Origin of the sequence: Burkholderia sp. WSM2230 (assembly GCF_000472445.1) — a bacterium.
In the GTDB taxonomy this organism is placed as follows: Bacteria; Pseudomonadota; Gammaproteobacteria; order Burkholderiales; family Burkholderiaceae; genus Paraburkholderia.
Map to the genome: position 1 here is coordinate 1043021 of NZ_AXAJ01000001.1, position 26530 is coordinate 1069550.

The window sequence follows — 26530 nt, forward strand, 5'->3', positions numbered from 1 at the left end:
CGGCGTCCATGATGTCGTTGTCCGCGCTTCCGGCGTCGGGATCCACTGCGCTTCCTGCAGCGCTTTCCGGCGCGTTTCCCTTTTCGCGCACCGCGGGGGCGCTTGCCGCGTGGCAGCACAATGCAAGCGAAGCCGCGCGCTGGGCGCATCCGTCGTGGTGGGCGCCCGCGCTCGATATGCCGCCCGCTACGGTGTCGGCCTGCTTCGACGCTCTGCGCGAAGCGCTGGCGAGCACACACGCCGGAGCGCTGGCCGCCTGTTCGCGGGCACTGTTGCGCGCGGCGGACGTGGCACTGCCGGGCTTCGACAGCTTGCGCGCGCCGAACCCCGCCGTGCTGGATGCGTTGCCGGTCGAGGTCGGTCTGCGCGCACTGCGCATGCGCGCGCTGCTGTTGCGCCGCGCCGAGGTGCGGCGGTTGATCGACAAACAGAACCGCCGCCGCCTCGCGCAATGGGTCGGGGTGCCGCTCGAGCGGCTGGGCGCCGTGCCGCGGCAGGGCGCGGCTCACGCCGCGCTGGGCAATGTGTCGGCTAGTGTGCCCGTTAATGTTTCGGCGAATGCCCCCGCTAATGCCCCGGACTTGGCGCGCCTCGTCGCGCGCGGCGATTTGCCTCCGCTCGAGGAAATCGACGACGAGCGGCTCGCCTATGAAGGCTATGCGCTGATTGTGCGGGACATGCAGGAGACGGCATGGTCCGCGAGGCCCGCCGCAGCAGCGCGGGAACAGGCGCGCGAAGGACCGCATGAAGCGCACCGCCGCGAGCATCCGCACGAAGCGAGCCACCCGCGCCGTCACCCGCCACCCGAGCCTCGCCCCTGTCCGCTGCTGCGCCTCGCATTGCCGCGCGATCTGCCTCCACCATGGCCTCGCGCGAGCGCGCGCGAACTCGACGTGGGCGGCACCGCGCTTCTCTTTGCGCAACTTCCCGAACTGCTTCCGGAGTGGGCATGGCTATTTGGCTGAGATCGGACCGCCTGCTGCCCGCCGTCGCCGGCGGCATCCACGGCGAGGTGAATGGCGAACTGCGCGGCGAGCTACGTGGCGAAACGCGCGGCGCTGGCCAGGTCGGCGCGCATGCCGACGTGGTGCCGCGTGCCGCCTTCGGGGCGCTGCTGGAAATCGACGCCGCCTACGCGCAGCTAGCCGCCGATCGCGACGCCACGCTCGCCGCCGCGCGCGACGAAGCCGCGGCGATCATCGCGGCCGCCCATGCTGAGAGCGATGCGATCCGCCGGGCCGCGCACGACGACTATGAGCAGGCCGCCGCGCGCGGCTATCGCGACGGCGAACAGCGGGCGCTGGCCGACTGGGTGGAGCGCCTCGCGGATGCGGGCGCGGAGCAACGCCGGGCGCAACTGAAAATGCGCGAGCGCATTGCGAGCATCGTGACGGTGGCCGTAGAGCAGATCGTCCAGGTGCAGCAGGCCGACCAGTTGTTCGAGCGTGCGCTTTCGGCGGTGGACCGCATTGTCGAGGGCGCGACGTGGCTGCGCGTCGCCGTGAGCCCGGTCGACTACGACAAGGCCTGCGTCGCGTTCGAGCGCCTCTCTGCGCGCTGGCGCGATCTCGGCCGGCCGTTTCCGCTCTCGGTGATCGCGGACAAGCGGCTCGCGCCGGGCAGTTGCCTGTGCGAGTCCGATTTCGGCGCAATCGACGCAAGCCTCGCCACCCAGATGCGAGCGATGCGGCTCGCGGTCTCGCGCGCGCTCAAGCAGTCGGCAAGCGAAGTGGGCGAGGTGGGCGAGGCCGTGCAATCGCTTGCGCGTTATCCGGCAACCGCGGAGCGCCATGCCGCCGAACTCGCCGATGCAGGCGGCTGGAACGACGAGGGCTGGCAATGACTGCGCTGCGCGCCGCGGCCATGCCCCGCATCAGCGAAACCGGCGATCCGGACGACGCGCTGCTTCCGCTCTTCGATGCCGAACGCCTTGCCGATGCAATCGAGCACGAGATCCTGTCGACGGCGAGCATCGCGCGAACCGGCAAGGTGCTCGAGGTCATCGGCACGCTCGTCAAGGTAGCTGGGCTCGACGTGACGCTCGGCGAGCTGTGCGAACTGCGCGCGGCGAACGGAGAGTTGCTTCAGCACGCCGAAGTGATCGGCTTTACGCGCGACGTCGCGCTGCTGTCGCCGTTCTCGCGGCTAGCCGACATCTCGCGCTCCACGCGCGTGGTGGGGCTCGGCCGCTCGCTGACGGTGCCGGTCGGCGACGCGTTGCTCGGCCGCGTGATCGACAGCCTCGGTGAGCCGATCGACGGACTCGGGCCGCTCGACACCACCGAAGAACGCCCTGTGTTCGCCAACCCGCCTTCGCCGATGAGCCGGCGCATGATCGACACGCCGCTTGCCACGGGCGTGCGCGTCGTCGATGGCATGATGACGCTCGCCGAGGGGCAGCGCATGGGTATCTTCGCGCCGGCGGGCGTCGGCAAGAGTACCTTGCTCGGCATGTTCGCGCGCGGCGCGCAATGCGACGTGGCCGTGATCGCGCTGATCGGCGAGCGCGGCCGCGAAGTGCGCGAATTCGTCGAGCTGATTCTCGGGCCCGAGGGCATGGCGCGCTCAGTCGTGGTATGCGCGACCTCGGACCGCTCGTCGATCGAGCGCGCGAAGGCGGCCTATGTGGCGACCGCGATTGCCGAGCATTTTCGCGACCGCGGGCAGCGCGTGCTGCTGATGATGGACTCGCTCACGCGTTTTGCGCGCGCGCAGCGCGAGATCGGCCTTGCCGCCGGCGAGCCGCCCGCGCGGCGCGGCTTTCCGCCGTCGATTTTCGCCGAATTGCCGCGCCTGCTGGAGCGCGCGGGGATGGGCGAGCACGGCTCGATCACCGCGCTTTACACGGTGCTTGCCGAAGACGAATCGGGCAACGATCCGATCGCCGAGGAAGTACGCGGGATCGTCGACGGGCACATGATCCTGTCGCGCGAAATCGCCGCCAGGAACCAGTATCCGGCAATCGACGTGCTCGCGAGCCTCTCGCGCGTGATGCCGCAGGTAATGACCCCCGACTATGTGCGCGCGGCGGCCCGCTTGCGCGAACTGCTCGCGAAGCATCGCGAGGTCGAGCTGCTGCTGCAGATCGGCGAATACCAGCCGGGCGGCAATCCGCTTGCGGATGAGGCGATACGCAAGATCGACGCGATCCGCGCGTTCTTCAATCAGACGACTCATGAAACGGCCGCGCCACAGGACACCGAGGCGCAGCTGTTTCAACTGGCTCAACCGGCAAACGGCTGAGCCGATGAGCACGACGCAAAGTCACGAGACGACACGTCGGCGCATGGCCGCGCTGCAGTTGACTATCGGCCGCCGCGAGCGGCTCGAGCGTCGTCTTCAGACAAGCGTGATCGCCGCGCGCGAAGCGCATGCCGCGGCGCTATCTCAACGCGACGCGCAACTCACGCGCACGCAGGCGGAGCGCGAGCAGTTGCGCGGTTTTCACACCAGAATCTCGCAGATGATGACGGCAGGCGCCGCGTTCCAGTTGGCCGAACTGAATGCGACGATGCGCTATGCGGAGGTCGTCGCCGTTCGTGTCGGGCAGATGGAAAACGAACTCGCGGCGCTGGAGAGAGCATTGCGCGGCAAGGCCGACGAGCTCGCCGCGGCCACGCGCGCGCTCGCGCAAAACCGCGGCCGCATCGATCTATGCAGTGAACGCATGGCCGGCCTGCGCGTCGCGCTGGAGCGCGAGGCGGCCGACGCCGCCGACGAGGAAGCGGAAGAAGCGGCGCTCGCGCGTCTGCGTTCCTCTGCGCGTGGGCAGGGCGCCGCGGCATGACTGCGCCGCCAACTTTCGCAATTTGATTAGCCATCCATAATGTACGACACCATCACCACGCTGCCGCAGTTCGGCGCCACACTGATACGCTCGTTGACCGTGCTCGGCGTCTGTTCAGTGCGGCTTTTCGTGGTGCTTTACCTGTTTCCGCCCACCGCGGACGGCATTCTGCAAGGCGTGGTGCGCAACGGCGTCGTTCTGCTGTTCAGCTCGTTTATCGCTTATGGCCAGCCGGTTTCGCTGTATACATCGCTGACCGGCACGGCGCTCGTCGTGATCGGTCTGCGCGAGGCGGCCATTGGGCTGCTGCTTGGATTCGCTGCATCCACGGTATTCTGGGTCGCGGAAGGGGCGGGCATCTACGTCGACGATCTGGCCGGCTACAACAACGTGCAGATCACCAACCCGCTGCGCGAGGAGCAGTCCACGCCGACTGGCACGCTGCTCGCGCAGGTGGCGAGCGTCGCGTTCTGGACCTTCGGCGGCATGACGTTCCTGCTCGGCGCTCTTTACGAGTCGTATCACTGGTGGCCGCTCACCGCAGCGACGCCGGTGCCCGCGAACGTGCTCGAAAGCTTCGTGCTGCAACAGACCGACTCGCTGATGCAGACCACCGCCAAGCTAGCTGCGCCGATGATGCTGATGCTGCTGCTCGTCGACTTCGCGTTCGGCTTTGCGGCGAAGTCGGCGCAAAAACTGGAACTGATGACGCTCAGTCAGCCGGTCAAGGGCGCGCTTACGGTGATGATGCTCGCACTCTTCGTCGGCATATTCGTGGACCAGGTGCGCGACCAGCTCGTGCTGACAGGTCTCGGCGAGCAGTTGCGGGCAATCGCCGGCGCGGTGCGCAAATAGACACGGCGCACCGGCCGCGCCCATGCAGGCCGCGCCAATGCGGGCCGCGGCAATGCAGGCCGCGCCAATGCAGGCCGCGCCAATGCAGGCCGCGCCAATTCTCAACACTCCTCAAATGCGCATGAACCGTCAGATTTGTTGAGGATGTGCTTCACACGCTTCGATACATTGGGCATCGCCGGCTCACGTTGCATGACGCGCGGCCAACCCCTTGACCATCGTGGACATCGTGGAACCCATGAACAACAAACGGCTCATGCTTGCTGCCCGGCTGGCAGCGTCTCTTGTCTTCGCATTGCCCGCCCTCGTCGCGGCGCCCGCCGAAGCCGCGGCCATCCACTGGCGCAGTTCCGTGGTCCACGTCAGCGCCGAAGGGCAGGACGTGAAGGACGTGTTGCGCGATTTCACTGCTGGACAAGGTGTGCCCACAACCATTTCCGGCGACGTGCACGGCGCCGTGAGCGGCCGCTTCGACATGCCGCCGCAGCGCTTTCTCGACACCCTGGCGTCGAGCTTCGGCTTCGTGTGGTTTTACGACGGCAGCGTACTGTCGATCAGCGACGTGAACACCGTCACGCGGCGCGTCATCAAGCTCGATCATGCGAGTGCCGCCGATCTGCGCTCGGCGCTCACGCAACTGCGGATCGAGAATGCACGCTTTCCGATCACTTACGACGAGAGCCAGGGGACCGCGCTCGTCAGCGGGCCGCAAGCGTATGTGCAGCTCGTGTCCGAAGTCGCGCGCCGTCTCGACGACAATGCGGCGCAGCGTTCGGGGTCGATGATCCGCGTGTTTCAGCTGCATCATGCCTGGGCCGCGGATCACAACGTCGAGATCGACGGCAAGACGGTGACGGTGTCCGGCGTCGCGAATGTGCTGTCGGCTATGTACCATCCGCGCGACCAGCGCGGCCGTAACGGCGCCGACAGCTACGAGCAGGCCGCCAACCGCGCCGCGCGCGAACCGACCATGCGCCGCTTGCAGCCGATGCGCGACGTCACCGGCAGCACCGACGGCGGCGGCTATCAAAACGGCGTGAATCCGCCGCTGCCGGCCGGCATTGCAGCGAACGGCGGCGTGGCGCCGGGCATCGGCGGATTGCTGAACGGCATGGCCGCGGGCGGTGGACCGGGCATGCAGTCGATCGGCTCGTCCAATGACAGCGACGGCGACAACGGCGCCGATACGTCGGTGAGTGGCAGCCAGACGCTGCCCGTGATCGAAGCTGACCCGCGCACCAACTCCGTGCTGATCCGTGACGTGCCGCAACGCCTCGCGCAGTATCAGAGCCTGATCGACAAGCTGGACGTGCGGCCGCGTCTGATCGAGATCGAGGCGCATATCATCGAGATCGACGACAACGCGCTCAAGCAGATCGGCGTGGACTGGCGCGCGCATAACAGCCACATCGACATTCAGACCGGCAACGGCACCACGCAGCAGAACGGCTACAACGGCAACATCGATCCGATTTTCGGCACGCAGACGCTCGCGGACGGCACAACCGTGATCAACACGACGCCGGTCGGCGGCTCGCTCACGGCCGTGCTCGGCAACGCGGGCCGCTACCTGCTCGCACGCGTGAACGCGCTGCAGCAGAGCAATCTCGCGAAGATCGACGCGAGCCCCAAAGTCGCCACGCTCAACAACGTCGAGGCCGTGATGGACCAGAAGACGCGCTTCTTCGTGCGCGTGTCGGGATATACGTCGGCGGATCTGTACAGCGTGTCGACCGGCGTGTCGCTGCGCGTGCTGCCGCTTGTCGTCGAAGAAAACGGCAGGACGGATATCAAGCTCAACGTTCATATCGAGGACGGCGCGATTACATCGCAGCAGGTCGACAACATTCCGGTGATCACGACGAGCACGATCAACACCGAGTCGTTCGTCGGGCAGGGCGAGAGCCTGCTGATTGCCGGCTATCGCGTAGATACATCGACGAACGGCGAAACCGGCGTGCCTGGTCTTTCGAAGATTCCGCTGATTGGCGCGCTGTTCCGCTATCGCGATGACCAGCGCAGTCATATGGAGCGGCTCTTTCTGCTGTCGCCGCGCATCATCGAGTTCTGAGGGTGCTGCGATTGGCGGCGGGTGGTTCATCGGTCAGCAGTGCCTGGACGTGCGGCGCGCCATTGCGATGAAGGCGCGCCGCTTCGTCCTCAGCCATTGCCGCGCGTGCGCGCGGCGAGCGCGGCCGCGCTCAACAGCGCATACGGCGCTTTGGGCACGCCGCCCGTAGAAGCGGCGAAGGCCGCTTGCGAGTCGCCCCACGACGGCGCATTGCGTGCGACGGCGCTATCCGCGGGATGCACTTCCACGCGAGGCGGCGAGGCGGACGCGGAGGTGCGCGGCATCGGTCCGATGCAGACCATGGCCGCGGCGCGAGAATCGTCTTGCAGCGAGGCAAACCCGGCGCTTTCCACGCATTCCACGCTCTCCAGTCCGTCCACGCTCTCCATCGTCTGCATGCTCTGCGCGCTTTCGTCGAGCGCGGCATCCGCCGTGTCGGTCATCTCTATGCGGTAACCATGCGCATACAACGTACGCAGATGCACGCCCCAAGGGCCGTTCAGTTCCAGCTTCTTGCGCAGCTTGTAGATGTGCTGTTCGAGCGTGCGCCCGATGATGTCCTCCGAACGGCTCCACACCGCGCCGGCGATCTGGCGGCGGCTCACATATTCGCCGCGGCGCGAGAACAGCAGCCACGCAATCGCGAACTCGCGCGGCGTGAGCCGGACCACGTGGCTGTCGACATGGACCGTGCAGGTGCGTCGATCGAGCCGGTACACGCCGCATTCGAGCGTGTCGCTGGAATCCGCGCTTTGTAGTTGCGCGCGCAACAAGGCGAGGTGAACCCGCAGCATCACCTCGCGGGCGTCGACAGGCGACAGCACCACGTCGTCGGCGCCCGCGTCGAACAGACGACCTATGGCCTCCCGATCATGGCCCGCGCCGATCACGATCAACGGCGCGCGGCGGTCCGCGTAGCAGGCTCGCCGTGCGAGCACCGGGCGCAGGGGGTTGAGCCCGGTGTCCGCGTCGATCAGGATCGCGCTGTATTCGTCGCGATAGATTGCGCGCGCGAAGGCGACGTCATCGGCGAACCGGTGGCAGACGGCGCCGTCGGCTTCGAAACAACGGCAGATCAACCCGAACAGTGTTGCGCTTCTGGTCATCACTGCAAGTTTCATTTTTCCTCCGTGCGATACCGCGCGCCCGTGAAACTCGCGGGCGAAGGGCAAACGTTATTCGTGGAACGGGTAGATCGATGCGTTTTCGCGTCGATGCGATTACGCAATTCGAATGACTCGACAGTAGAGGCAGCAGTCCATCAAGGATGTAACGTTTTGTTTCGCCGCCGCGATTCAATCGGTTGATTGAAAAGGCAATCACGAATTTGACATTTTCAGTTCACCGGTTTTCCGTAGTTCGCCGCGTGCATTACACGTTTTTTGCACGCCGCAGAAAAGATGAGGAGGGTTTTGAATGGGCCTAACCTTACAGATGCGAAGCCGGGCGAACTCTGTGAAGTCCAGTGTTTGCGGACATTGTCCGGCAAACCTTACGGAAATGTAATATCAACGTAAGGTTGAAGCGTGCCTCGATGGAGAACAGCTGGCTTTCGGCCGCGTTCGTGACGAATATCCATACGCCTATTCCTGCATAATCCACATATGCACTTATTTCCGATCAATGCGAATGTAATTGCAAGAATGCCGTTATTTACCGCTATGAGAATTGTTGAGCGTGTTTAATTGTGTATTGCCTAATATGGGCACGCCGCCGGTGAATCACCGCATTCGATTGGAGTCTCGCCGTGCCGTATCTGCTCAATGCCTGGTATGTCGCCGCGCTGTCCGGCGAAGTCACGGCGCATGCGCCGCTCGGCCGCACACTGCTTGACGAGCCGGTTGTGCTTTACCGCACTTCCGGCGGAGAGGCCGTTGCGCTCGCGGACCGCTGTCCGCATCGCTTCGCGCCACTGTCGCGCGGCCGCGTCGTCGAGGGTGCGCTCGAATGTCCATATCACGGACTGCGTTTCGGCGCAGACGGCCAGTGCGTATTCAACCCGCACGGCGACGGGCGCGTCCCTGCGCGCGCCGAAGCGCGTCGCTATCCGGTGCGCGAGCGCTATGGGGCGATCTGGTTCTGGCCGGGCGATCCACAACGCGCGCCGACCACGCCGCTTCCCGCGTTCGACTATCTCGATCCACGCGATAACTTCACGAGCGAGCGTTATCTGCACACGCGTGCCAATTACCAGTTGAGCGCCGACAATCTTCTCGATCTCAGCCACTTTCAGTATCTGCATCCCGACACGCTCGGCAGCGAGCAGATGGCGAGCGGAGTAGTGCGCGCGACGGTTGCGGGCAACATGGTGTCGGTGCATCGCGAGATGAGCGGCGAATATTTGCGGCCGATGCTCACACAGAGCTTCGACCTGCTGTATGGCGAGCGCGCCGACCGCGAACTCGACGTTCAGTGGATGCCGCCGGGGCTGCTGACTATCGTCGTGCGCGTTTGCGAGAGCGGCTTGCCCGAGACGACGCGCGAAGCGATTTCAGCGCATTGGCTCACGCCGGAGACTGCCGCGAGCTCGCACTATTTCTTTGCGTTCGGTTTGCCGCGCGCAATCGGCGCGCATGGCGCCGAACTCGTGAACCGCACCGCGCAGAGTCTGCTCGCGCCGTTTCGCGACGAAGACATTCCGATGCTCGAAGCGCAGCAACGCATGATCGGCGAGCGCGATTTCTGGTCGCTGCGACCGGCGATGCTGCCTATCGATGCAGGCGCGCTGCACGCGCGCCGCATCATGGAACGGCTGATTGCCGACGAAGCGCGGCAGGGCGACAGCGAGAGCGTGTCTACGGTGCAGCAGGCGTCGTAGTTCTCGAGCCGTGCTGACGGAGGCGGCGTGGCACAGCCGCCTATGCAAACAACCGCCCGCACTCAAACACCGCCGCCAGGCCCCGCTGACGCAGCCGCACTTCCCGCAGCGCCAGCGCTTCCCGGCTTCCCCGCGGAATTTGCATCCGGCGCTGCCATGCCGCCATTACCTGCGCCACCGCCTTCTGCCGTAGTCGATTCGAGCTCCGGCTCCGACACCGGCGTCCAGAACGTCAGGCTCTTGCCAATCCGGCTTTGTTCGTGCGAAGCGCGTACGCCGTACTTCCAGCCTTGCGAACTGCTGCGCGAGACCTCGCGCAGGCCGAAGAGACCGAGCGGCCGCCACGCGGACGGATCCTCGAACGTGTTCTGCATTTTCTGTTCGAGTACGCGCAGCCTGGCTTCGGTCAGCGCACGCTCGGCGCGGCTCAGCGCGGGCGCGCAGGCGTCGTCGAGGCGCGCTCTCAACTGATTCGAGAGCGTCAGATACTGGTTCAGGCGCGGCACGCATTCGTCCGCGATGACCCAGCGTTCGCCGAACGAAAACTCGCCCGACGATTCGAGCTGCGTCTGCTCGATCACCTGTTGCAGCCGTTGCGCGCCGATGCCCTGCACCCACGCGGGATTCGTGCGAACCGAACGGGCCCAGTCGTCGGCGTTGCGGAACATGCGGTCCTGCATCGTGTATTCGGCGACGAACCCGCGGTTATCGCGCATCGCAAAGACGAACGACGAGCGCCCGAACGGCGTGACTTCGACCGCCGCGCCCGCGAGCGTCTTCGCGCCGGGGCTGACCGATCCTACCTCGCCCGCGCCGTCACCGACGCTTACCGCACGCGGTGCGAACTGCGCGCCAGCGCTGGCTGTCAGCGTGCCTTGCACGGCAGTCGCGCCGATGGTGCTGGCAAGCGCGCCGCTCTCCTTGAGATCGGCGGCGGAGTAGAGCGTCACGCCCGAGCTCACGCCCGCATAGGCGCCGACGCGCTCCGGTGAGCTTGCGCCGGGCACGTTCGCGCGCGCGACGCCGCCCACGGTCAACGGCGTCGCCGTCACGGAAGTCGCGTTATTGTTTTGCGACGACAGCGAAATCCGCTCGTTATCCGCAATGCCCGCGGCGAGAATCCGCATGAACTCATCGGGCGTTTGCGCCTGTTCGGCTGCGTCCCAATACGCGTTGACCATCTGCTGGCTGTCCTTGTGCCAGACCTCGGCCTCGAGCGCAGCGGTGGCCGGCGTGGGCGCGAGCCGGCGCGCGCGCAGCACGACCGACTCCTCGCGCGCGAGATAACCTCCCACACTGGACGATGCCCACGCGCCTGCCATGCCGGCCATGCCGGCCACGTCGAGCGCTGCGCCGACGAAGCCCTGCGCGCCGAGCGCGCCGTTCACGCGGCTGCGGGTGCCGAAGATCATCTGCGCGCCTTCGTACGCGGTGCCGATCGAATACAGCGAGTCGCGCCCGCCGAGCACCGTGACGATCGGTCCCGCCGACACCAGCAGCCGCGCAGGCAGATTGCCCCATGCGCTTGCGTCGATACCGAGCGAATTGCCGTCATACGACGTAAAGCCCGTGCCCGGAATGTTCTGCGCCATCAGCGCAAGATGCTGTTCACGCAGGTTGTGCGTCGTGATCCGTTCGAGCGGCGCAATGCCGGGGTTCGCCAGCAGATCGTGCGCCGCCTGCAGATTGCGCCGGGCGGGCTCGGCGCGGGCGGGGTCATCGGCGGCCATTCCGCTTGCATTGAAGCAGCGTTCCAGCGCCGCCAGGGTGAAGCCGTCCTTCGTCATGTCGTCGACGAAGCGGCGGCGGCGCTGCGGATCGTCGAACATTCGCAAAGCGCGCTCGACGTTGCGTTGGGTTCGTTGATCGCCTTGTCCGCGCAATCCGGCGACGCGGGCGCGCGCCGCGTCCCACATGCGCCGCGCCTCGCGCCTCCCGATGCCGAACGATTCAGGCCGGCGTTTTTGCAGCTCCCGCAGCTTCGCGTCCGTCGGCACATCGGGCCGCGCATCGGCCCAGGCCTGCAGGCGCTCGGCGTTTAGCGCATGCGTGAGCATGCGGCCCGGTGTGGCCGCGGCCGGCAACCGCTCGTTGCTGTAGTCGAGCAGCGCGTCGCGTGCGCCGATTAGCGCGGTGTCATATTGCCCGCGCGTGGTGTCGAAGAACGGCGTATCGGCACCAAGCAGACTCGAGGCGTCGATCGGAGAGCGGTTCCTGCCGAACACGCGCGGCACGTCGTGCATAGCTAGTCCGACGCGCGCCCGCGCATGCGCGAAGCGCTGGGCCGGCGGGGCGCCGTCGATCGGCCCCAGCGCGCGGTCCTTGCGCTCCTGCCGCTCGGCGCCTCGCGCAACCCACGTGGTGCCGCCGTCGAACAGCAATTGCGCCGCGCGCTCCAGATCCGAGCCTGGGCCGCTTTCGTCGAAGCCCATCTGCCACAGCCGGTAAGCAGTGACCGCTTCGATCTCGCAGTCGCCTGTCTCGTGCACGCCGGCGGCGTCGGACGGCAGGCGCCGGGCCGCGTCGAGCGCGAGCATCGCATGCCGGCCATACGGATCGGCGATGAACATGCGGTAGGTCGAGTCGTTGTTCAGTTCGGCGGGTGTGGCGCCGAGATCGGCGTCCATCGAACGCAGCTTGTGCGCGGCCTGCAGATAGACCACGAGCCGCGCGGCCGCGCCGTTGCCGCGCTCGGCATGCCGGGCGTTGTCGCCGTACTGGAGACACAGCAAGCCCTCGAGCGCGGCGCAACGCGCATGCGCGAGGTTTTGCGCGCAACGCCACGTGCGCTGTTCGAGCTCGTCGGGTGCGGCGCGCGACGCATGTCCGGCCGCCGCGCCGCTGATGTCGCTGACGTCGCTGGCGTCGCGCATGTCGCTGATGTCGAGCGGCTGCTGCAAGCGGTCAAGAATCCGCGCGGCCATTGCCGGATCGCCGCCACTTGCCTCGGCAAGCGCCTCGGCTACCGGCACCACGCACTCCTGCGGCAGCCGCTCGACGGCAAGCGGCAACGACGCATCGGCATGCGCGGGCCGCGGCCTGCGCAGCGTGAGACCGTCGAGAAGGCTGTCGATGGCGGCCTGCCGGGCATCCGCCACCTCGCGGCTCGCATCCGGCGGCACCGGGAACAGCCGGTTCACGGCGATCACGGGCTGCATGAAGGCCTCGTCGAGCGTGTGTGCCCATTCGCGGGCGGCGGCATTCGCTTCGCGGTTGCGCAGACGGCGCAGCGTGTCGCGAATCGCGCGCGGAGTCATGAACTTCGGCACGGGGAGCGCGCCGCGCGTTGCATCGCCCGCCGCGATGAAGGCCGTCGTGCGTCCGATCGAGGCATTGGCGAGACTCGCGCTCTTGGCGCCTATCGCTATCTCTGCTGCGTCTGCTACACCAGCCACATTAGCCACGTCAGCAACACCGGCGTTTTCGAGCGACGCCGGTTGCGCCCCAGGTTGCGACGGCGGCCTGCGTTGCGGCGGGCGCGGAAAGCGCGTATCGCCGGCCGGGTTGACGACACCGCCGGCCGCAGTCAGCGTCGATTCAAGCACGGTGACCGTGGTGTTCGACGCGCGGAACATCCGCGTGACGGGGTTGTGCCGCATGCGCTCCGAGAGACGGGCGAGACCGCTGAGCGGCGTCTGCGAGTCGGCGGCGGGGTCTGGCTGCGGCTGCGGTGCCTCGTCCGTTCGCTGTGAATTAGCGGCGGGTGCGGCGGCGCTGTCGCGTCCCGGCAAAAGCGACGTGAGGGCGGTCAGACGGAAGTTCATGGGGTCCTCCGAAGCGTGCAGCGGCAACGCGCACGGCAAGCAGTACCCTGTCGCGCGAACCGGACGTACCCCGAGCGGACGTACCCGGTCACAACGCGGGCAGGGCGGCGACTTTATTGCGTGGCCGATGCGGCGTTCAGCGGCGGCTCAGGCGCCGGCACGACCGCGGCCGGGTCGCTCGCGCGGTAGAAAAGATAAGTCGCGGAATACGGCACGAAGAGCGACACGCCCTCCTGATTGCAAACCGGATTCGGCGGAAGGCCGCCTGAGGTGAGCACGCGCTGCACCGACGTGGTTCGCGCGAAGCGGCCGTCGCCCATGCGCTCGCCCGCATTGAAGCGCGCGGCCATGCGTTGCCACGGCAGCGCGCCGGGTGTGACGGTCTCGTCGGCCGTGACGCGTCCGATCACATAGCTGCCGTCGTACGCACTGAACATGCGATTGGGCATGACGGTGCCGACGCTCTTGCGCGCCTGGTCGACGAGCGTCGCTTCGGCGCCCGCCGAGGTCCATTGAAGCGTGCCGCCGCTTCTGCGGCAGTTCCATACCTCGTCGCCGACCGCGCTCAGCACGTCTTGCAGGACCTCTTGCGATTCGGCGCGCAGCGACAGCGGCAAGGTCTCGTTGGCCGGCGGCACGAGCTTCTGCTGTTGTGCGATTTTCAGTTGCGGGCCACCTGGCGTGGGGTCGGCGCACGCGGCCATGAGGCTTGCCAGCGTCAGCGCCAGGGCCGCGCGCGCGGCGACACTGGCAACGCCAGCGGTCGGAACAGGGGACACCGAGGACACAGCGGACACAGGGGACACACTCGGGGCGGCCACGCAACACAGGGCGGCAAGGGTATGTTTCGGCACGGCGGTCTCGACGCAACGCAATGGCGCCAGTAGACACGAAGCACAACGAGCGCGCCCGTGCGCTGCGAAGTGCCGGACGGATTTGCGCAGAACCGGCTTGTTGCGTCGACGCGCGCGGGAATCGTCGCGAGCGTGCAGCGTGAGGGCACGCGCACGCGGCAGTGCTCGCGTAGACGAAAGAGCGGACGCACCGCTTACGGGTCCGCTTCGCTTCGCTGCATATTGCTGCGCACTGCAAGCAACCGTTGCGCGAAGCTGCGCTTACAGTCAAGCGTGTCTCGCGATGGATGCACGCCACGCCGCCGCGTTGATCGCGTCGATCGCGTCGATCGCGATCATCGCCATACCACGCGCGGGCGGCGTTGCCTCGCCAAATAAGGAGTCGTCATGACGTATAGCGCATTTTCCACGCTGTCGTACCCGGCTGGGGGATACATGGGCGCGGCCGATCCGTCGTCGCAGTTCACGCGCTCCATCATTGCGCAGCCGAACGCGTGGACAAACGCCGGCGCCAGCTTCGGCAGCGGCAGCGGCGCCGGCTGGAATGCACCGGGCGGCCTCGGCGACAATGCGCTCGAGCAACTCTTCCTGCAGTTCCTGTTGAGCATCACCAGTCCGTCGCAGGAATCGTCGGGCATGCCGATGCCGTCCATGCCCTCGCTTCCCAGCAGCGGCGGAGGAGTCACACAGGCCAGCTACCGCCGCTCGTCCGGTACCGGCTCGGTCAGCTCGGGTGGGACCGTGGAGCGAGGCGATCCGAACGTGGGGCCGGTCGGTTCGGGCAATGCGGCAGGCGTCGCACAGACCCAGTTGCACAAGTCCGCGGCCAGCATCATGGCGGAGCAGGGCGTGCCGATGGACAAGGGCGTGGATACCACCGTGTGCTGCGCGAATTTTGCGTCCGCGTGTCTCGTCAAGTCAGGGAAGATTTCGGAGTCGCAGCACACGAATCTCGTCTCCACACTGCACAGCGAATTGAAGGGCGACGGCTGGCGCACCGTAAGCCGCAACGAGGCAAAGCCGGGCGATATCTGCATTGTCGGCGCCGATGAACATGTCGAGATTGTCGCGAGCAACGAAAACGGCCGCATCACGCTGATCGGTTCTAACAACACGCAAGGCGGCAGCGGCCCGCAGGTGGTGTCCTACGACACGTACACCGGCAACCGCAGCGATGTGACGTTCCTCTCCGAATGAGGGCGATGCGTCATGCGCGAGCATGGCGTACGGCTGAGCGGCTGCTCGTCACGCAACAACGACCTTAGCGCTCGACCATCAACCGGTCATATCCATGAAACGAGCCGTGCTGCTGCCGCGGCTGCCAGCCAGGCGCGAGCCGCAGCTCGGGCATGCGCGGGACCAGCGCGCGCAACAGCGACTCCAGTTGCATGCGCGCGAGCGCGACGCCCATGCAGCTATGCGGCCCTGCGCCGAACGTCAGCGAACGTGCGGCCTCGCGCTCGAAGCGAATCTCATCGGGCGCGGCGAATACCGCCGGGTCGCGATTCGCGGCACCGATGAGCGGCATCACGCGCTCGCCGCGACGAATCCGGCAGCCTTCGATATCGACGTCGTCCCATGCGTAACGGAACACGGACTGCACCGCGGGATCGTACCGATACAGCTCGCGCACGGCTTGCGGTACGAGCGAGACATCGTCCCTGAGCGCGTGCCAGGAATGCGGCGCGCGCAGCAGCGCGGCGATGCCATTGCCGATCGACAGCAAGGTCGTGCCATATCCGGCAATGAACAGAAACAGAATGTTGACGAGCATTTCACGCCGGCCGATTCCGCCTTCCTGTTCGAGCCGCAGGAAGCGCGAGGCCGCGTGATCGGGGGCGGCGTCCGGGTCGATTGCGCACACGAACGCTTCGACCTGGGCGATAAACGTTTCGGTCTGCACGGCCGCGAGCGCGTGTTCTTCGCTGGACATCGGTGCGCCGCTTATCAGTTGCCACGCGCCCGCCGACGCCTGCAGATAGTTCGCGCCATGTGCATCGGGAAAGCCCAGCAAACGGCAGATCGTGCGCACCGGCAAGACACTCGCGACATGCGCGACGAGATCGAAGCGCGGCAGACCTTCGCATTCATCGAGCAGACGCGCGACTTCACTGTCGATAAACGCTTGCAGCGATAGCAGCGCCTTGCGCGAAAACAGCGGCGCGAGAAAACGCCGCAGCCGTTCGTGCGCTTCGCCGGTCTGGAACACGACCATGTTCGTATAACCGAGCGGGTCGTCGAGCGGTCCGGTACCGGGCGGCGGCCGTGCCGAAAAACGCGCGTCGTCGAGAATGCGCGTGACGAGCGCGTGCGACGACGCGAGCCAGACGCCGCTCGCGTCGCGGCACAACGGCCGGTGCGCGCGCAACCATCCATAGAGCGGGTACGGGTCGGCCGAACCGGTACCAATGATGGATGGCAGCACGCTATACGAGCCCGGATCCGCGATCTCGCAGCCCGTGGCCGGTTCGTCGGCGGAGAACAGCACGCGCACACCGGCAAATGGCGCGTCAGACAGTAAGACCGTAATTGCCCGGCAACTGTGTGGGCTGCTCGACCGTCAGCGGCTGGACGCGGCTGTTCTGCGTGCCGTTCAGATTCAGATCGCCCGCGCCGATGTTCACCTGGTCGGCTGCGAACTTATACGTGCCGTCGCTCTGTTTCTCGCCTTCCACGAGGCCGCCGCTCATGATCAGATCGAAAGGCGAGCGGCCGTTCGTCATCAGCTCGTTGACTTCTTTCTTGCCGTCGGCCGTGAAGCTGACGCTGCCGTCGGCGCCGATGGTGCCGACCGATTTGCCGGTCTTGTCGTACAGATTGCCCGACGGATCTTCGAGCAGGCTCACCTCGCCGCCGGAGCGCGTCGACAGCTTGATGGAGCGCAGCGGCGGATTGCCGTTCGCGGGCACGCCGGGATACTGGCCCGTCGAGCCGGGGAACTGGCCGCCGCCGGCATTCTGAGTGCCGCCCGGATACTGGCCGCCCGAGATGCCGAGGTCGTTGAGCAACTGCTGGATGTCGGCGTCGATCTGCGCCTGATTCGCGCCGCCATACGACTGCCCGCCCGGGTACTGGAAAGTCGGGCTCTGGAAGTACGCGGAATTCACGTTATTGGTGGTCATGGTTCCTCTCACAAGGTTGATTCATGCGGATAACGAAGACTGATGAGGTCGCCAGATCGCGCCGACTTCAACACAGACAGACTATGGAAAGCGCACCGGCCTGCGCGAGCGGATGCGAAGCGCAGTGTGAGTGCGCGAAACCCGCGTGTGAGGGGCATGGCCGAACGCGGGTCCCGCGGGAACGAGCCGCACGGATGCGAGCGCGCGCCCGGCGCATGCTTCGCGACCGCGCTCCATGCTTCGTGTGCGTGCGATGCCGGAGCGCCGCGAGTCCGAGAATGCAGGGTGTCGCCTTTCGCCATTCGTTCGCCCTGGTACGTGCAATGAAAAACGATCAATGCAGTTTCGCGGTGCTGGGTGTGCTGCTGACGATTTTTTCCGTGGGACTACGTCTCGGCGCGCATGCCGATCTCGAGGAGTTGCTGCTCGTATTGCGTCAGCTTCACCCGAACCCCGCGGTCGTCGACATCTGCGAGGTCCGGCTGCTGGTGAATTCGCGGCGCTGGATCGACGCGTTGCGTCTGTTGCGGCAGATCGACGAACAGGGCTATGGTTCGCCCGTCGTCACCGCGTTGCAGAGCTGGTGTCTGTACATGCTCGCGGATCGCGACTGGCGGCGCTGCGCGGCGGCCGTATTGCATAGCGGCGATCCGACCGCGCTCGCGATCGTCGCGAAGTTTCTTGGCATCGGCGGCGCCGCGATTGCGGCGCGCATTGCCGCAGCGGTGGCCAGTGAATCAGGCAACGTGTTCGGTAACGAGCTAGGCAGCGAATACACGTGAGGTTGCCAGTGATGAATTCGCCGCAAGCCCGCCGCCAGGCTCATCGATCAATTCGTGCGCGGTCAGCGGTAGGCGGCGCCGCTGCGCGGCTGACCGGCTCTTACGATGCGGTCATAGCGGGCTTGCAATTCGGCAGCGCGGCGCGTATCGCCCGCCTCGCTGCAGCACACGATCAGACCGCTCAGCGCACGCTCGCGGAACGCGCTGTCCGCGCATGCGTTGGCGAGTTCATAGACGGTTTCCCATGCGGCGATGGCCTGCGCGACAGGCGCGTGTGCGAGCGGCAGCGCGCTCGCGAGGATCGCATGCAGGCGCATCTCGTCGCGGCGTCGCGGTGTCGCGCCGGCCTGCACGCCGGAAAGCACGGCACGGCTGCGCTGCAGATATTCGCGCGCGAGCGAAAGCCGCGCCCACAGCCACGCCGAGCATTCGAGCAGCGAGATTGCCGTGTCGAACCGCTCGCATGCAATGCTCCATTCGAGCGCCGCCCGCAAGTCCTCGAGATCGCTCATGTCGAGCGCGTCGACATGCGCACGCTCGCCGCGCTTGCGGTGCGCGTTCAGACGCACGGGCAGGCCGGCCGCCAGTGCAAGCGCAGTGCGGTCGTATTCGCCGGCGTCGCGCAGCATGTCGCGCGCGAGATGGCGGATGGGCCGCCGGATATGCAGCATCCACTGCCCGCTGCTGTCCAGTTCCTCGACGAGGCCGGCTTCGGTCAATGCGTCGAGCGAGGCGTCGGCAAGCGCGTCGCCGTGAATCGCCTCGCTCATGGCCTCGCGTGTCCCGCTCAGCGTTTCCCCGGACAACTCCGCGCTTGCGCGTACGCTCGCGGGCGGCTCGCACGCGGTGAGCAGGCCGACGGCCGCGCAGCGCGGAAATTCCCCTGCGAACATGGCGAGCCGCAGCAGGTGCAGGCGCACCCGGCGGTCGAGCCGCGCGACATGCAGATCGAAGGCGAGCGTGATCGGCGCCGAGCGCGAATGCGGGACGCCCGATGTTTCGATGCGCGGCCCGATGAGTCCCTCGAGACAATGCGCGTAGCGGGTCATTGCGGCTTCGAGCGGTTCGCCGGCGCGCAGGTTGTGGTCGATCGTCGCGGCAGCGAGTTCGAGAGCTAGCGGCACGCCGGCAAGCAGTTGCGTGATGAGCACGGCAGCGTCGATCGCGGCTTGCGGCATCGCGCCGCCGTCGAGCGCCGCGAGCAGCGCATTGCCGCTCAGCGTGCGCGAAGACGTAGACGGCGCAGGGGGCGCGATGCGTTGCCGGTCGCGGCGCGCGGACAGAATTGCGAGCCGCGCGAACAGCAGGCGCAGCGCGTCGTATTCCGGTGCGAGCGTGGCGTTGACCTGCGGCTGTTCGGGCGTGCGCAGCGGACCGAGCGTGACCACTTCCTCGTTGCGCAGACCGAGCGGCGCGCTCGCGGTCACAATGGCACGCACGTTCGGTCCGGCTGCCAGCAATGCGTCGACGGTGTGCGCTGCGAGCGCGCCATTGCCATGGTTGCCACCGCTGCACTCGTTGCAATCGACCACGAGCAGCACCTCGCGCGTGCGTACGCCGTCGAGCAAACGGGCGAGCGGATTCTGCGCGGAGCCCGCCGGCAGATTCAACGCGAGCGCGAACGCATCGGCGAAACCATCGTCGGGCGTGAGCGCAGACAGCGCGACCGGCACCACGCCGTCGTGAAAGCGCCCGGCGAGGCGCCGCGCCGCTTCGTGCGCGAGACGCGCCTTGCCTGTACCGGTTGCGCCGACGAGCGTGATGAGCCGCGTGATCGATATCAGGCCCAGCACCTCGGAGAGTTCCGCATGCCGGCCGATGAACGGCGTGAATTGCTGCGGCGTGCGTGAAGCGCTGACTGAAAAGCCCGGCTGCGCCGCGCGCGGCGTGACGGCGATGGGCGGCTCGCTCGGCAACTGCCAGCCTGGCGCGGGCGGCGCGGCCGGCGCGGCCCGGTCTGGCGAGTGTGCGAGGCTGTTCGTATGGATGTCGGCCGCGAAGCGATAGCCAAATCCGGGCACGGTGACGATCAGATCGCGATCGTCACCGAGCGCGCGCCTGAGCGCCGAGATCTGCGCCTGAACCGTATTGACGTCGACATTCAGCGCGGGCCAGCCGCGGCGGCCGAGTTCCGCCTGCGCGACCGGCCGGCCGCGTGCCTCGACGAGCGCGATCAGCAGTTCGAGCGCGCGCGCGCCTAGCTCGACCTCGAGGCCGTCGGCGACGAGCCGCGGCGGCTCCTGGGACAGCGTGAAGCGACTGAACGCCAAGACCGTTTCGTTCGGTCGTAATGACGGCATTGTGGATCTCCAGCGGAATCGGCAAGCCCAGCGCGTGTGGGCGATACCGCATGCGGCGGATCAAATGCTCACCGGCTATCTTCGCCCTGGCGGCGTGCGCATGGGCGCGCTCGCGGCGCCCGCGTGTTGCGGGGTGGACGCGTTCAATAGTTTCGCCGGGCGATGGATTCATCAGCTTATTGCGAGTTGCATGCTTCGGCAATAGGGTGCAGCGCACGGGCCTGCTCATAACAGGGTCTTTTGCGTGGAGGTCATCGAGCGTTTGCCGCGTGCGTCGATATGTGTTGGGCCACGCGAATCTCAACAGTTCTCAAATCGGCCTCAACGCTCAGATTTGTTGAAGATGTGCGCCGCATATCTGCATAGATTAGGGGATGCGCACGATGGTGGCATACGCAACCATCGGTATGCAGCAGGCGCGCGTGCCGTTGCCGTGGGCCGCGCGCGCATCAACGAGGAGTAGCGCAATGTTCCTGACGCTTTACTTTCCCCTGGCGGCGTCGTTGTCCGTGCACGATCTGCCGGACGGTTTTCTCAACAAGGTACGCGACGGCGATCTGCAGCCCGCGGGCGCCCAGGCGAGCCGCTGGTCCGATCTCGCGCGCGGGGCCGCGGGTTCGTCTGAACTGTTGCGCCTGCATGCCGACATGCAGATGACGCTCGGCATCTGCGACGAGGCCGAGGAACAGTACCGCCGCGCGCAGAAGGCGATTCGCTCGCCGCGCCAGGCGATCCGCGCGGCGTCGTGCCGCAATGCCGGCTGGCAGGCGCTGTTCCGGCACCGGCTCGCCACGGCGCTGTCGTGCTTCGCACGGCTCGTCGACGAGCCGGACGTGGAGGCGGCGCAGCAGGTCGAGGCGCGGCTCGGCATTGTTGGCGCATTGCACGAGCTTGGCCGTTCGCGCGATTCGAGCGACGCGCTCGACGAACTCGCGGCCGCGACCACGGACCCGTCGCTCGGCCACTGGCGCGAGCTCGTCGCCACGTTGCGGTTCGACATCGCCGTGCAGCGCGAATTGCGCGGCGCGACGCTGCTGAGCGATCACGCGTACTGGCAGTCGGGTCTCGGCGACCACACGCTGCGCGGCGGGGGCACAGCCGGCGGCTTCCACTCTATGGCCTCGGCGAGCGATGCGGCCGACCTGCACGAAGTCGAAGCGTTGAACGTCTGCACGCCGCTGCTGCGTCAGCGCGTCGACTATTTGCGGCAGTTGCGCGCGCTGGCGCGTGGCGAACGCGCGGCACTCGACGGCATTACCGCGCATCTGAACTGGGCACAGCAGCGCGGCTTCGGCGATTACCTGCGCAGCACGCGGCTCGAAGTCGTGCTGGCCGCACTCGCGTCCGACGCACCGCAGTTGGCCGAGATGCTGCTCGAACCGCTGCATCGTATCGACCATGCGGGGTCGACCGGGCATCGGCAGCTCGAATATCTGTATGCGGTCGCGAAGACGCATCAGGCGCTCGGCCGCAACCGCGAAGGCATGCTGTTTTTCGGCCGTTATGCACTCATTGCCACGCAGTGCCTGCGCGACGATTCGCAAGTGCTGGTGTCGTACGCCGGCAAGGCCGCACGCCAGGCGCCGCAACTCGACGACGTCGCCGCGCGCCTGCCCGCGCGTTACCGCCGCGCGTATCGCTACTTGCAGGAAAACCTCGACAGGCGCGACCTGTCGGTGCGCGAAGTGGCGGCGGAAGTCGGCGTGACCGAGCGCGCGTTGCAAAGCGCGTTCAAGCATTCGCTTGGTCTTTCGCCCACCGAACTGATTCGCCGGCTGCGCATGGAGCGGATTCGCGCGGATCTGCTCGACGATTCGTTTAGCGGCGATCGTACGGTGCTGTTGACGGCCAACAGGTGGGGCGTGCAGAACCGTTCGACGCTCGTGAGCGGCTATCGCAAGCAGTTTCATGAAGCGCCTTCGGAGACGCTAGAGCGCTGATGGGTCGGCGCCGCATACGCGGCATAGGTTCGCCGCGGGCCGCTCGCGCGCCGCGGCGAATCACGCGCTCAGCACGTATTGCAGATCCGCGAGGCGGCTAGACATTTGCGGGTCGCCCGGGCGCTCGAACGTGTTGCAGAACACGACCGTTGCGTCCTGCGCGGACTGCGTGTTTCTGATCGCATCGATGGCGCCTGCCTGAGTGGTCTGCAATTCGTGCTTGAGGAAGCCGTAATTGGCCTGCTCGCTCGACGGATCGAGCTGATTCGCGGAGCAATAGTCGAGGTAGTCCTGCTTGCGCGAGCCCGTCCATTGCGCGATGCCGTAGCCGGATTGCAGGTTCGAGTTGGGCGCGCCGATTGCGCCGCCCTGGTTGATACCCGGGTTCATTCCGCCGCTTTCGTGCCAGAGGTTCGCGACAACACCCGCGGCCTGGTTTCTGGTCAGGCCGAAATCGCGTTGCAGGTTGGTCATGAAGTACTGCGCGGTTTTTTTGGCTTCGGGCGTGCTCGCGGAGGACGATTGGCCCGAGCCGTCGCCGGCCGGCACGCCCGCTGTTGACGACGTGCTCCTGTAGCTCGCAGGGGCGGCGCGGCCCGCTGTCGAAGGTAGCGAGGACAGGGAAGGCATCGAGGGCATGCCGGAGTTCGCCGGGCTGCCGTCGCTGAAAAGATCGGCGAGAATCTGCTCGATCTCGCGAGCGATGTCCTCGTCGCTTGCGCTGCCCGAGCCGGAACCGCTCGCACCGAGCTGATGAATGAGCTGGTCCAGTCGTTTGATTTCGGCGGCATCGAACATGGTGTCTCGCTCGGGAGGTAAAGGACGAGATCGGTTGAGCATGCGGGATCGAGCTCACTGTAGCAGCGGGAATCGGGCGGTTTATGCGTGGTTCGGAAGTTGACGCTGCTATAGCGAAGTGGGGACGCGGCTAAGTGGGGACGCGGCGAAGTGGGGACGCGGCGAAGTGGGGACGCGGCGGAGTGGGGACGCGGCTAAGTGGCGAAGTGGCCAAGTGGCTAAGTGGCGAAGTGGTCAAGTGGGTAAGCGCGCCGGGCCACGCGCAAACAGCCTCGCGGCACTGGTCCGCACCAACTGCCCGCTACGGCCTCGCACGCTTGCCGAGCCCGAGCTTTTCCATGCCCTCATGAGCGTCGATCACAATCGTCGCGATTTCGCCGACCGTCACGCGCAATTCGGTCGCGCGAGAACGCATATGTTCGTACGCTTCGTTCTCGCTCAGCCGGTGCGCGTCGATCAGAATGCGCATGGCCCGCTCGATGTGGCGGCGCGCCTTGATGGCCTCCTCCAGCTTGCCGATCTTCGCGTGCAGCCGCTGCTGATAGCCCGACGACGCCCGCGCGAGCACGAGCGTGCTGAGCACGCCGGTGGAGCGATACGGCTTCGTGATCACACCATGCGCCTGGGTATCGAGCAGCATTTTCAACGCAGTGGGGTTCTCGTAGTCGGACAGCGCGATTAGCGTGGCTTGCGTGTCGGCGGCGCTCCAGTTGCCCGCGTTCCTGATTTCGGGGCCCACCAGAAAAAAGATCACGTCGGCATCCGTGGGCAGATGCGCAGGCAGCGGCCAGACGGCGCGAACCGGGCAGCCTATGCGCCGCAACTGCTCCTCGAGCACGCTGCGGTCGTCGCCCGGCGGATGAATCACCACCACGCGCAGCGTGCGCAGCTCGTCGAAGATGCGGCGGGCGCCCGCGTTCATACCGGCTCTCCATCAAGCCAGAATTCCGCGAATCCGTATGAAGTCAGGTAAGGGTCGGGCTTCACCGGATGGCGGCCTTCCCACACGATGTCGAACGCGCCGTCCGGCCGGCACACTGCAATCCGCGGCGTGAGAATGGCGTGATTGTTCGCACGGTCGATTCTCAGCATGCCTTCGGGCGAATCGAATTCGACCTCGTAGACCGCGTCGACGAGTTTTGCCGTATCCAGGCTGCGGGTACGCGCCAGTGCCAGCGCAAACAGATGCACCTGGTTGTAGGCCATCTCCGACCACATGCTCGCGGGCTGTTCTCCAAAGCGCGCGCGCCATGACTTGAGAAAGCGCTGGTTGCCCGGCAGCGGGAGCGTGTTCACGTAGCTCGCCGAAATGATGTGGTTGCCGCACAGTTCAGGACCGATCATCCGCGTTTCGCCCTCGGTCATCGTCAAGCTTGCAATCGGGATGCGCGCGGGATCGATTCCGTGCTCGCGATAGAGCTGGTAGAACGCACGCGCGCCCCGGCCAATCAACGTGGAAAATACCACGTCGGGCTCCACGGCCCGAATCTGCTCCACGACCTCGCGCAATGCAGCGGGCTCGGCGTCGCTAGGCAGATAGACTTCTTCGACAATTTCGCCGCCGTGCTGCTCGACCATGTCGCGCATGATCCGGTTCGATTCTCGCGGATAAATGTAGTCCGCGCCAACCAGAAAAAAACGCCGGCCGTGATTGCGCAGCAGATAAGCCGCGAGCTGCATGCTGTTCTGATTCGGCACCGCGCCCGTGTAGATCACGTTGGGCGAGTACTCGAATCCTTCGTAGATCGAGCAATACCACAGCAGCGCGTTATAGCGTTCGATAACCGGCAGCACTGCCTTGCGGCTGGACGAAGTGGAGCAGCCGAAAATGACCGTGACCTCGTCTTCCTGCAACATGCGCGAGGCAAGCCGGCGATATTCGTCCGGATCGCTTTTTGGGTCGTACACGACGGGATCGAGCACACGGCCGTCGATGCCGCCCGCCGCGTTGATTTCTTCGATGGCGAGCACAGTGCCGAAGAAATGCTCCGACTCCGTAGCGGCAGTCACGCCGGTGCGCGAGAACAGCACGCCGACGCGCCAGCCGGAGTCGGCCGGCTGCGGTTTCGCGGACTGTTGCGGCTTCATCTCCATTCAGTGTTCTCCTCGCTGCGTTGCGCGACCGGCTAGAGCGCGGCGCGCTCGCCAGGCGTAGCCTTTGCCATGATGGCCTGCTCGACAAACGCGGCGGCCTCGAGGCAACGCGCGTCGTCCCACGGCCGGCCGATGACCTGCACGCCGATGGGCGCGCCGCGCGCGCCTGTGAGGCCCGGCACATTCGCGCACGGACAGCCGAGCAGGGTCCAGTTGCGATTGAATGCGGGGTCGCCGGTGGAGGCGAGCCCCTCGGGGGCTTCGTCCGGCGCGCTCGGTGTGAGCAGCATCGTGACGCCTTCGAACAGTTCCGCGAGCCTGCTTCTGGCAGCGCTCATCGCGGCGCACGCGCTCGCATAGGTCGCGGCATCCACATTCGAGGCGCGCGCGAGAAACGCAAACAGCATCGGCGATAGTTGCGCACGATAACGATCGAACTCGAAGCCGAGCGCCTGCCATGCTTCATAGCTTTGAATAGTATCGTGTGCGGCGATCAGCTCGGCCATCCACGAGCCGAAGCGAACCGGGCGCACGCGGCCGCCTGCGCGTTCTGTCGCGCGTATCGCCGTATCGAGCACACCGCTCGCATTTGCCGACGGCTCGGTCCACGGGTAAGTCTCCGGCACACCGAACACGGGCGGCTGCCCGTTGCCTTGGACTGCAAGCGAACGGCCGCTCAACACCTGCGCGAGAAAGGCCGCATCGCGCACGCCGGCGGCAAAGAGGCCGACCGTATCGAACGACCAGGAGAAGCATTTCATGCCCACCGTCGGCAGCATGCCGAAGCTCGGCTTGAAGCCCGCGACGCCGCAATATGACGCGGGACGTATCGTCGAGCCGCCGGTCTGCGAGCCGATTGCGAACGGCGCAATGCCGGCCGCAACCGCCGCCGCCGAGCCCGACGACGAACCGCCCGCTGTGCGGCCCGGAGCACAGGGATTGCGTGTGACGGTGGGCGCCATATAGGCAAATTCGCTCGTCACCGTCTTGCCTACCACGACCGCGCCGTTGCGCTTCAGCAAGGTGACGATGGCCGCGTCGGACTTCGGTTGATGACCTTCGTAAATCGGCGAGCCGTACGATGTCACAAAGTCGCTCGTGTCGAAGATGTCCTTCACGGCGACGGGCAGGCCGGCAAGCGGACCCGCCGCCGCAGAGGCGCTGGCAAGCGCAGTGTCGCGCTGCGCGACGGCGGTCATCGCGCGAACTTCGGCGTCGACTTCCTGAATGCGCGCGAGCGATTCGAGCACGAGACGGCCGCGCTCCTGCGGATCGCGGACCGTGCGCTGCAAGAGCGCGTGAGCGGAGAGCGGTCGATAGAATGAGTGTGCAATGGTCATGGCGT

At 66.4% G+C, this 26530-nt stretch carries 20 protein-coding genes; 10 read left to right on the top strand and 10 right to left on the bottom strand.

Annotated features, from left to right (window positions below; all coding sequences use genetic code 11):
- Positions 1-8: 8 nt before the first annotated feature.
- From A3AC_RS0104760 to sctC, 6 genes are all read left to right on the top strand, one after another.
- Complete coding sequence (locus tag A3AC_RS0104760) at positions 9-965, top strand: type III secretion protein HrpB4 (RefSeq protein ID WP_232231886.1); 957 nt, start codon at positions 9-11, stop codon at positions 963-965.
- A complete protein-coding gene (sctL, locus tag A3AC_RS0104765) occupies positions 950-1843 on the top strand; it encodes a type III secretion system stator protein SctL (RefSeq protein WP_025597669.1) in 894 nt (297 codons plus the stop codon). Before A3AC_RS0104760 ends, sctL begins: the two co-directional genes overlap by 16 nt.
- Entirely contained in the window at positions 1840-3243 is a 1404-nt protein-coding gene (sctN, locus tag A3AC_RS0104770) for a type III secretion system ATPase SctN (protein ID WP_025597670.1), read from the top strand. The genes sctL and sctN overlap by 4 nt, the downstream gene beginning before the upstream one ends.
- A 4-nt stretch (positions 3244-3247) precedes the next feature.
- The gene (locus tag A3AC_RS0104775; RefSeq protein WP_051361563.1) at positions 3248-3787 is read left to right on the top strand and encodes a type III secretion protein; all 540 of its coding nucleotides are present in this window, start codon (positions 3248-3250) and stop codon (positions 3785-3787) included.
- Between the two features lie 39 nt (positions 3788-3826).
- Positions 3827-4642: a type III secretion system export apparatus subunit SctT gene (gene sctT / locus A3AC_RS0104780; RefSeq protein WP_025597672.1), complete on the top strand. Its 816-nt coding sequence runs from the start codon at positions 3827-3829 to the stop codon at positions 4640-4642.
- A 238-nt stretch (positions 4643-4880) separates the two neighbouring features.
- On the top strand, positions 4881-6713 hold the full coding sequence (sctC, locus tag A3AC_RS0104785) for a type III secretion system outer membrane ring subunit SctC (RefSeq protein ID WP_025597673.1): 1833 nt from the start codon (positions 4881-4883) through the stop codon (positions 6711-6713).
- A gap of 89 nt (positions 6714-6802) precedes the next feature.
- Here the strand turns inward: sctC and A3AC_RS0104790 are convergent, their stop codons facing one another.
- Complete coding sequence (locus tag A3AC_RS0104790; protein ID WP_025597674.1) at positions 6803-7834, bottom strand: response regulator transcription factor; 1032 nt, start codon at positions 7832-7834, stop codon at positions 6803-6805.
- 626 nt (positions 7835-8460) lie between these two features.
- On the opposite strand from A3AC_RS0104790, the gene A3AC_RS0104795 reads away from it, so the two are divergent.
- Positions 8461-9531 carry an aromatic ring-hydroxylating dioxygenase subunit alpha gene (locus A3AC_RS0104795; protein ID WP_025597675.1) on the top strand — a complete coding sequence of 357 codons (1071 nt, stop codon included), beginning with the start codon at positions 8461-8463 and terminating at the stop codon, positions 9529-9531.
- A gap of 62 nt (positions 9532-9593) precedes the next feature.
- On the opposite strand, the gene A3AC_RS0104800 is transcribed toward A3AC_RS0104795, so the two are convergent.
- Positions 9594-13295 carry a hypothetical protein gene (locus A3AC_RS0104800; RefSeq protein ID WP_025597676.1) on the bottom strand — a complete coding sequence of 1234 codons (3702 nt, stop codon included), beginning with the start codon at positions 13293-13295 and terminating at the stop codon, positions 9594-9596.
- 113 nt (positions 13296-13408) lie between these two features.
- Positions 13409-14092, bottom strand: a complete 684-nt coding sequence (locus A3AC_RS0104805) for a DUF3455 domain-containing protein (protein ID WP_232231887.1) — start codon at positions 14090-14092, stop codon at positions 13409-13411.
- 444 nt (positions 14093-14536) lie between these two features.
- On the opposite strand from A3AC_RS0104805, the gene A3AC_RS0104815 reads away from it, so the two are divergent.
- Complete coding sequence (locus A3AC_RS0104815; protein ID WP_025597678.1) at positions 14537-15346, top strand: hypothetical protein; 810 nt, start codon at positions 14537-14539, stop codon at positions 15344-15346.
- A 64-nt stretch (positions 15347-15410) separates the two neighbouring features.
- On the opposite strand, the gene A3AC_RS0104820 is transcribed toward A3AC_RS0104815, so the two are convergent.
- Together A3AC_RS0104820 and A3AC_RS0104825 are read right to left on the bottom strand one after the other, a co-directional pair.
- Entirely contained in the window at positions 15411-16637 is a 1227-nt protein-coding gene (locus A3AC_RS0104820) for a cytochrome P450 (RefSeq protein WP_232231888.1), read from the bottom strand.
- Between the two features lie 22 nt (positions 16638-16659).
- The gene (locus A3AC_RS0104825) at positions 16660-17271 is read right to left on the bottom strand and encodes a hypothetical protein (protein WP_025597680.1); all 612 of its coding nucleotides are present in this window, start codon (positions 17269-17271) and stop codon (positions 16660-16662) included.
- A 323-nt stretch (positions 17272-17594) separates the two neighbouring features.
- Here A3AC_RS0104825 and A3AC_RS0104830 point away from each other — a divergent pair, with 323 nt between their 5' ends.
- Entirely contained in the window at positions 17595-18053 is a 459-nt protein-coding gene (locus tag A3AC_RS0104830) for an HrpB1 family type III secretion system apparatus protein (protein WP_025597681.1), read from the top strand.
- A gap of 62 nt (positions 18054-18115) precedes the next feature.
- Here A3AC_RS0104830 and A3AC_RS0104835 read toward each other — a convergent pair whose 3' ends face one another.
- Entirely contained in the window at positions 18116-20323 is a 2208-nt protein-coding gene (locus A3AC_RS0104835) for a winged helix-turn-helix domain-containing protein (protein ID WP_232231889.1), read from the bottom strand.
- 497 nt (positions 20324-20820) lie between these two features.
- Between A3AC_RS0104835 and A3AC_RS0104845 the strand changes: the two genes are divergently transcribed.
- Positions 20821-22293 (top strand): helix-turn-helix transcriptional regulator, encoded by a 1473-nt coding sequence (locus tag A3AC_RS0104845; protein ID WP_025597683.1) that lies wholly within the window; start codon positions 20821-20823, stop codon positions 22291-22293.
- Positions 22294-22353: 60 nt separating this feature from the next.
- On the opposite strand, the gene A3AC_RS0104850 is transcribed toward A3AC_RS0104845, so the two are convergent.
- From A3AC_RS0104850 to A3AC_RS0104865, 4 genes are all read right to left on the bottom strand, one after another.
- The gene (locus A3AC_RS0104850) at positions 22354-23091 is read right to left on the bottom strand and encodes a phage tail tip lysozyme (RefSeq protein ID WP_025597684.1); all 738 of its coding nucleotides are present in this window, start codon (positions 23089-23091) and stop codon (positions 22354-22356) included.
- 301 nt (positions 23092-23392) lie between these two features.
- A complete protein-coding gene (locus A3AC_RS0104855) occupies positions 23393-24013 on the bottom strand; it encodes an ANTAR domain-containing response regulator (protein ID WP_025597685.1) in 621 nt (206 codons plus the stop codon).
- A complete protein-coding gene (locus A3AC_RS0104860) occupies positions 24010-25185 on the bottom strand; it encodes a transporter substrate-binding domain-containing protein (RefSeq protein WP_025597686.1) in 1176 nt (391 codons plus the stop codon). Before A3AC_RS0104860 ends, A3AC_RS0104855 begins: the two co-directional genes overlap by 4 nt.
- A 32-nt stretch (positions 25186-25217) precedes the next feature.
- The gene (locus tag A3AC_RS0104865) at positions 25218-26525 is read right to left on the bottom strand and encodes an amidase (RefSeq protein WP_025597687.1); all 1308 of its coding nucleotides are present in this window, start codon (positions 26523-26525) and stop codon (positions 25218-25220) included.
- Between the last annotated feature and the right edge of the window lie 5 nt (positions 26526-26530).

What these genes read in the sequence shown, in the direction of transcription:
- A3AC_RS0104760 (WP_232231886.1), top strand. Translation starts at nt 9, where the DNA reads ATGATGTCGTTGTCCGCGCTTCCGGCGTCGGGATCCACTGCGCTTCCT.
- sctL (WP_025597669.1), top strand. Translation starts at nt 950, where the DNA reads ATGGCTATTTGGCTGAGATCGGACCGCCTGCTGCCCGCCGTCGCCGGC.
- sctN (WP_025597670.1), top strand. Translation starts at nt 1,840, where the DNA reads ATGACTGCGCTGCGCGCCGCGGCCATGCCCCGCATCAGCGAAACCGGC.
- A3AC_RS0104775 (WP_051361563.1), top strand. Translation starts at nt 3,248, where the DNA reads ATGAGCACGACGCAAAGTCACGAGACGACACGTCGGCGCATGGCCGCG.
- sctT (WP_025597672.1), top strand. Translation starts at nt 3,827, where the DNA reads ATGTACGACACCATCACCACGCTGCCGCAGTTCGGCGCCACACTGATA.
- sctC (WP_025597673.1), top strand. Translation starts at nt 4,881, where the DNA reads ATGAACAACAAACGGCTCATGCTTGCTGCCCGGCTGGCAGCGTCTCTT.
- A3AC_RS0104790 (WP_025597674.1), bottom strand. Translation starts at nt 7,834, where the DNA reads ATGAAACTTGCAGTGATGACCAGAAGCGCAACACTGTTCGGGTTGATC.
- A3AC_RS0104800 (WP_025597676.1), bottom strand. Translation starts at nt 13,295, where the DNA reads ATGAACTTCCGTCTGACCGCCCTCACGTCGCTTTTGCCGGGACGCGAC.
- A3AC_RS0104815 (WP_025597678.1), top strand. Translation starts at nt 14,537, where the DNA reads ATGACGTATAGCGCATTTTCCACGCTGTCGTACCCGGCTGGGGGATAC.
- A3AC_RS0104825 (WP_025597680.1), bottom strand. Translation starts at nt 17,271, where the DNA reads ATGACCACCAATAACGTGAATTCCGCGTACTTCCAGAGCCCGACTTTC.
- A3AC_RS0104830 (WP_025597681.1), top strand. Translation starts at nt 17,595, where the DNA reads ATGAAAAACGATCAATGCAGTTTCGCGGTGCTGGGTGTGCTGCTGACG.
- A3AC_RS0104845 (WP_025597683.1), top strand. Translation starts at nt 20,821, where the DNA reads ATGTTCCTGACGCTTTACTTTCCCCTGGCGGCGTCGTTGTCCGTGCAC.
- A3AC_RS0104850 (WP_025597684.1), bottom strand. Translation starts at nt 23,091, where the DNA reads ATGTTCGATGCCGCCGAAATCAAACGACTGGACCAGCTCATTCATCAG.
- A3AC_RS0104855 (WP_025597685.1), bottom strand. Translation starts at nt 24,013, where the DNA reads ATGAACGCGGGCGCCCGCCGCATCTTCGACGAGCTGCGCACGCTGCGC.
- A3AC_RS0104860 (WP_025597686.1), bottom strand. Translation starts at nt 25,185, where the DNA reads ATGGAGATGAAGCCGCAACAGTCCGCGAAACCGCAGCCGGCCGACTCC.
- A3AC_RS0104865 (WP_025597687.1), bottom strand. Translation starts at nt 26,525, where the DNA reads ATGACCATTGCACACTCATTCTATCGACCGCTCTCCGCTCACGCGCTC.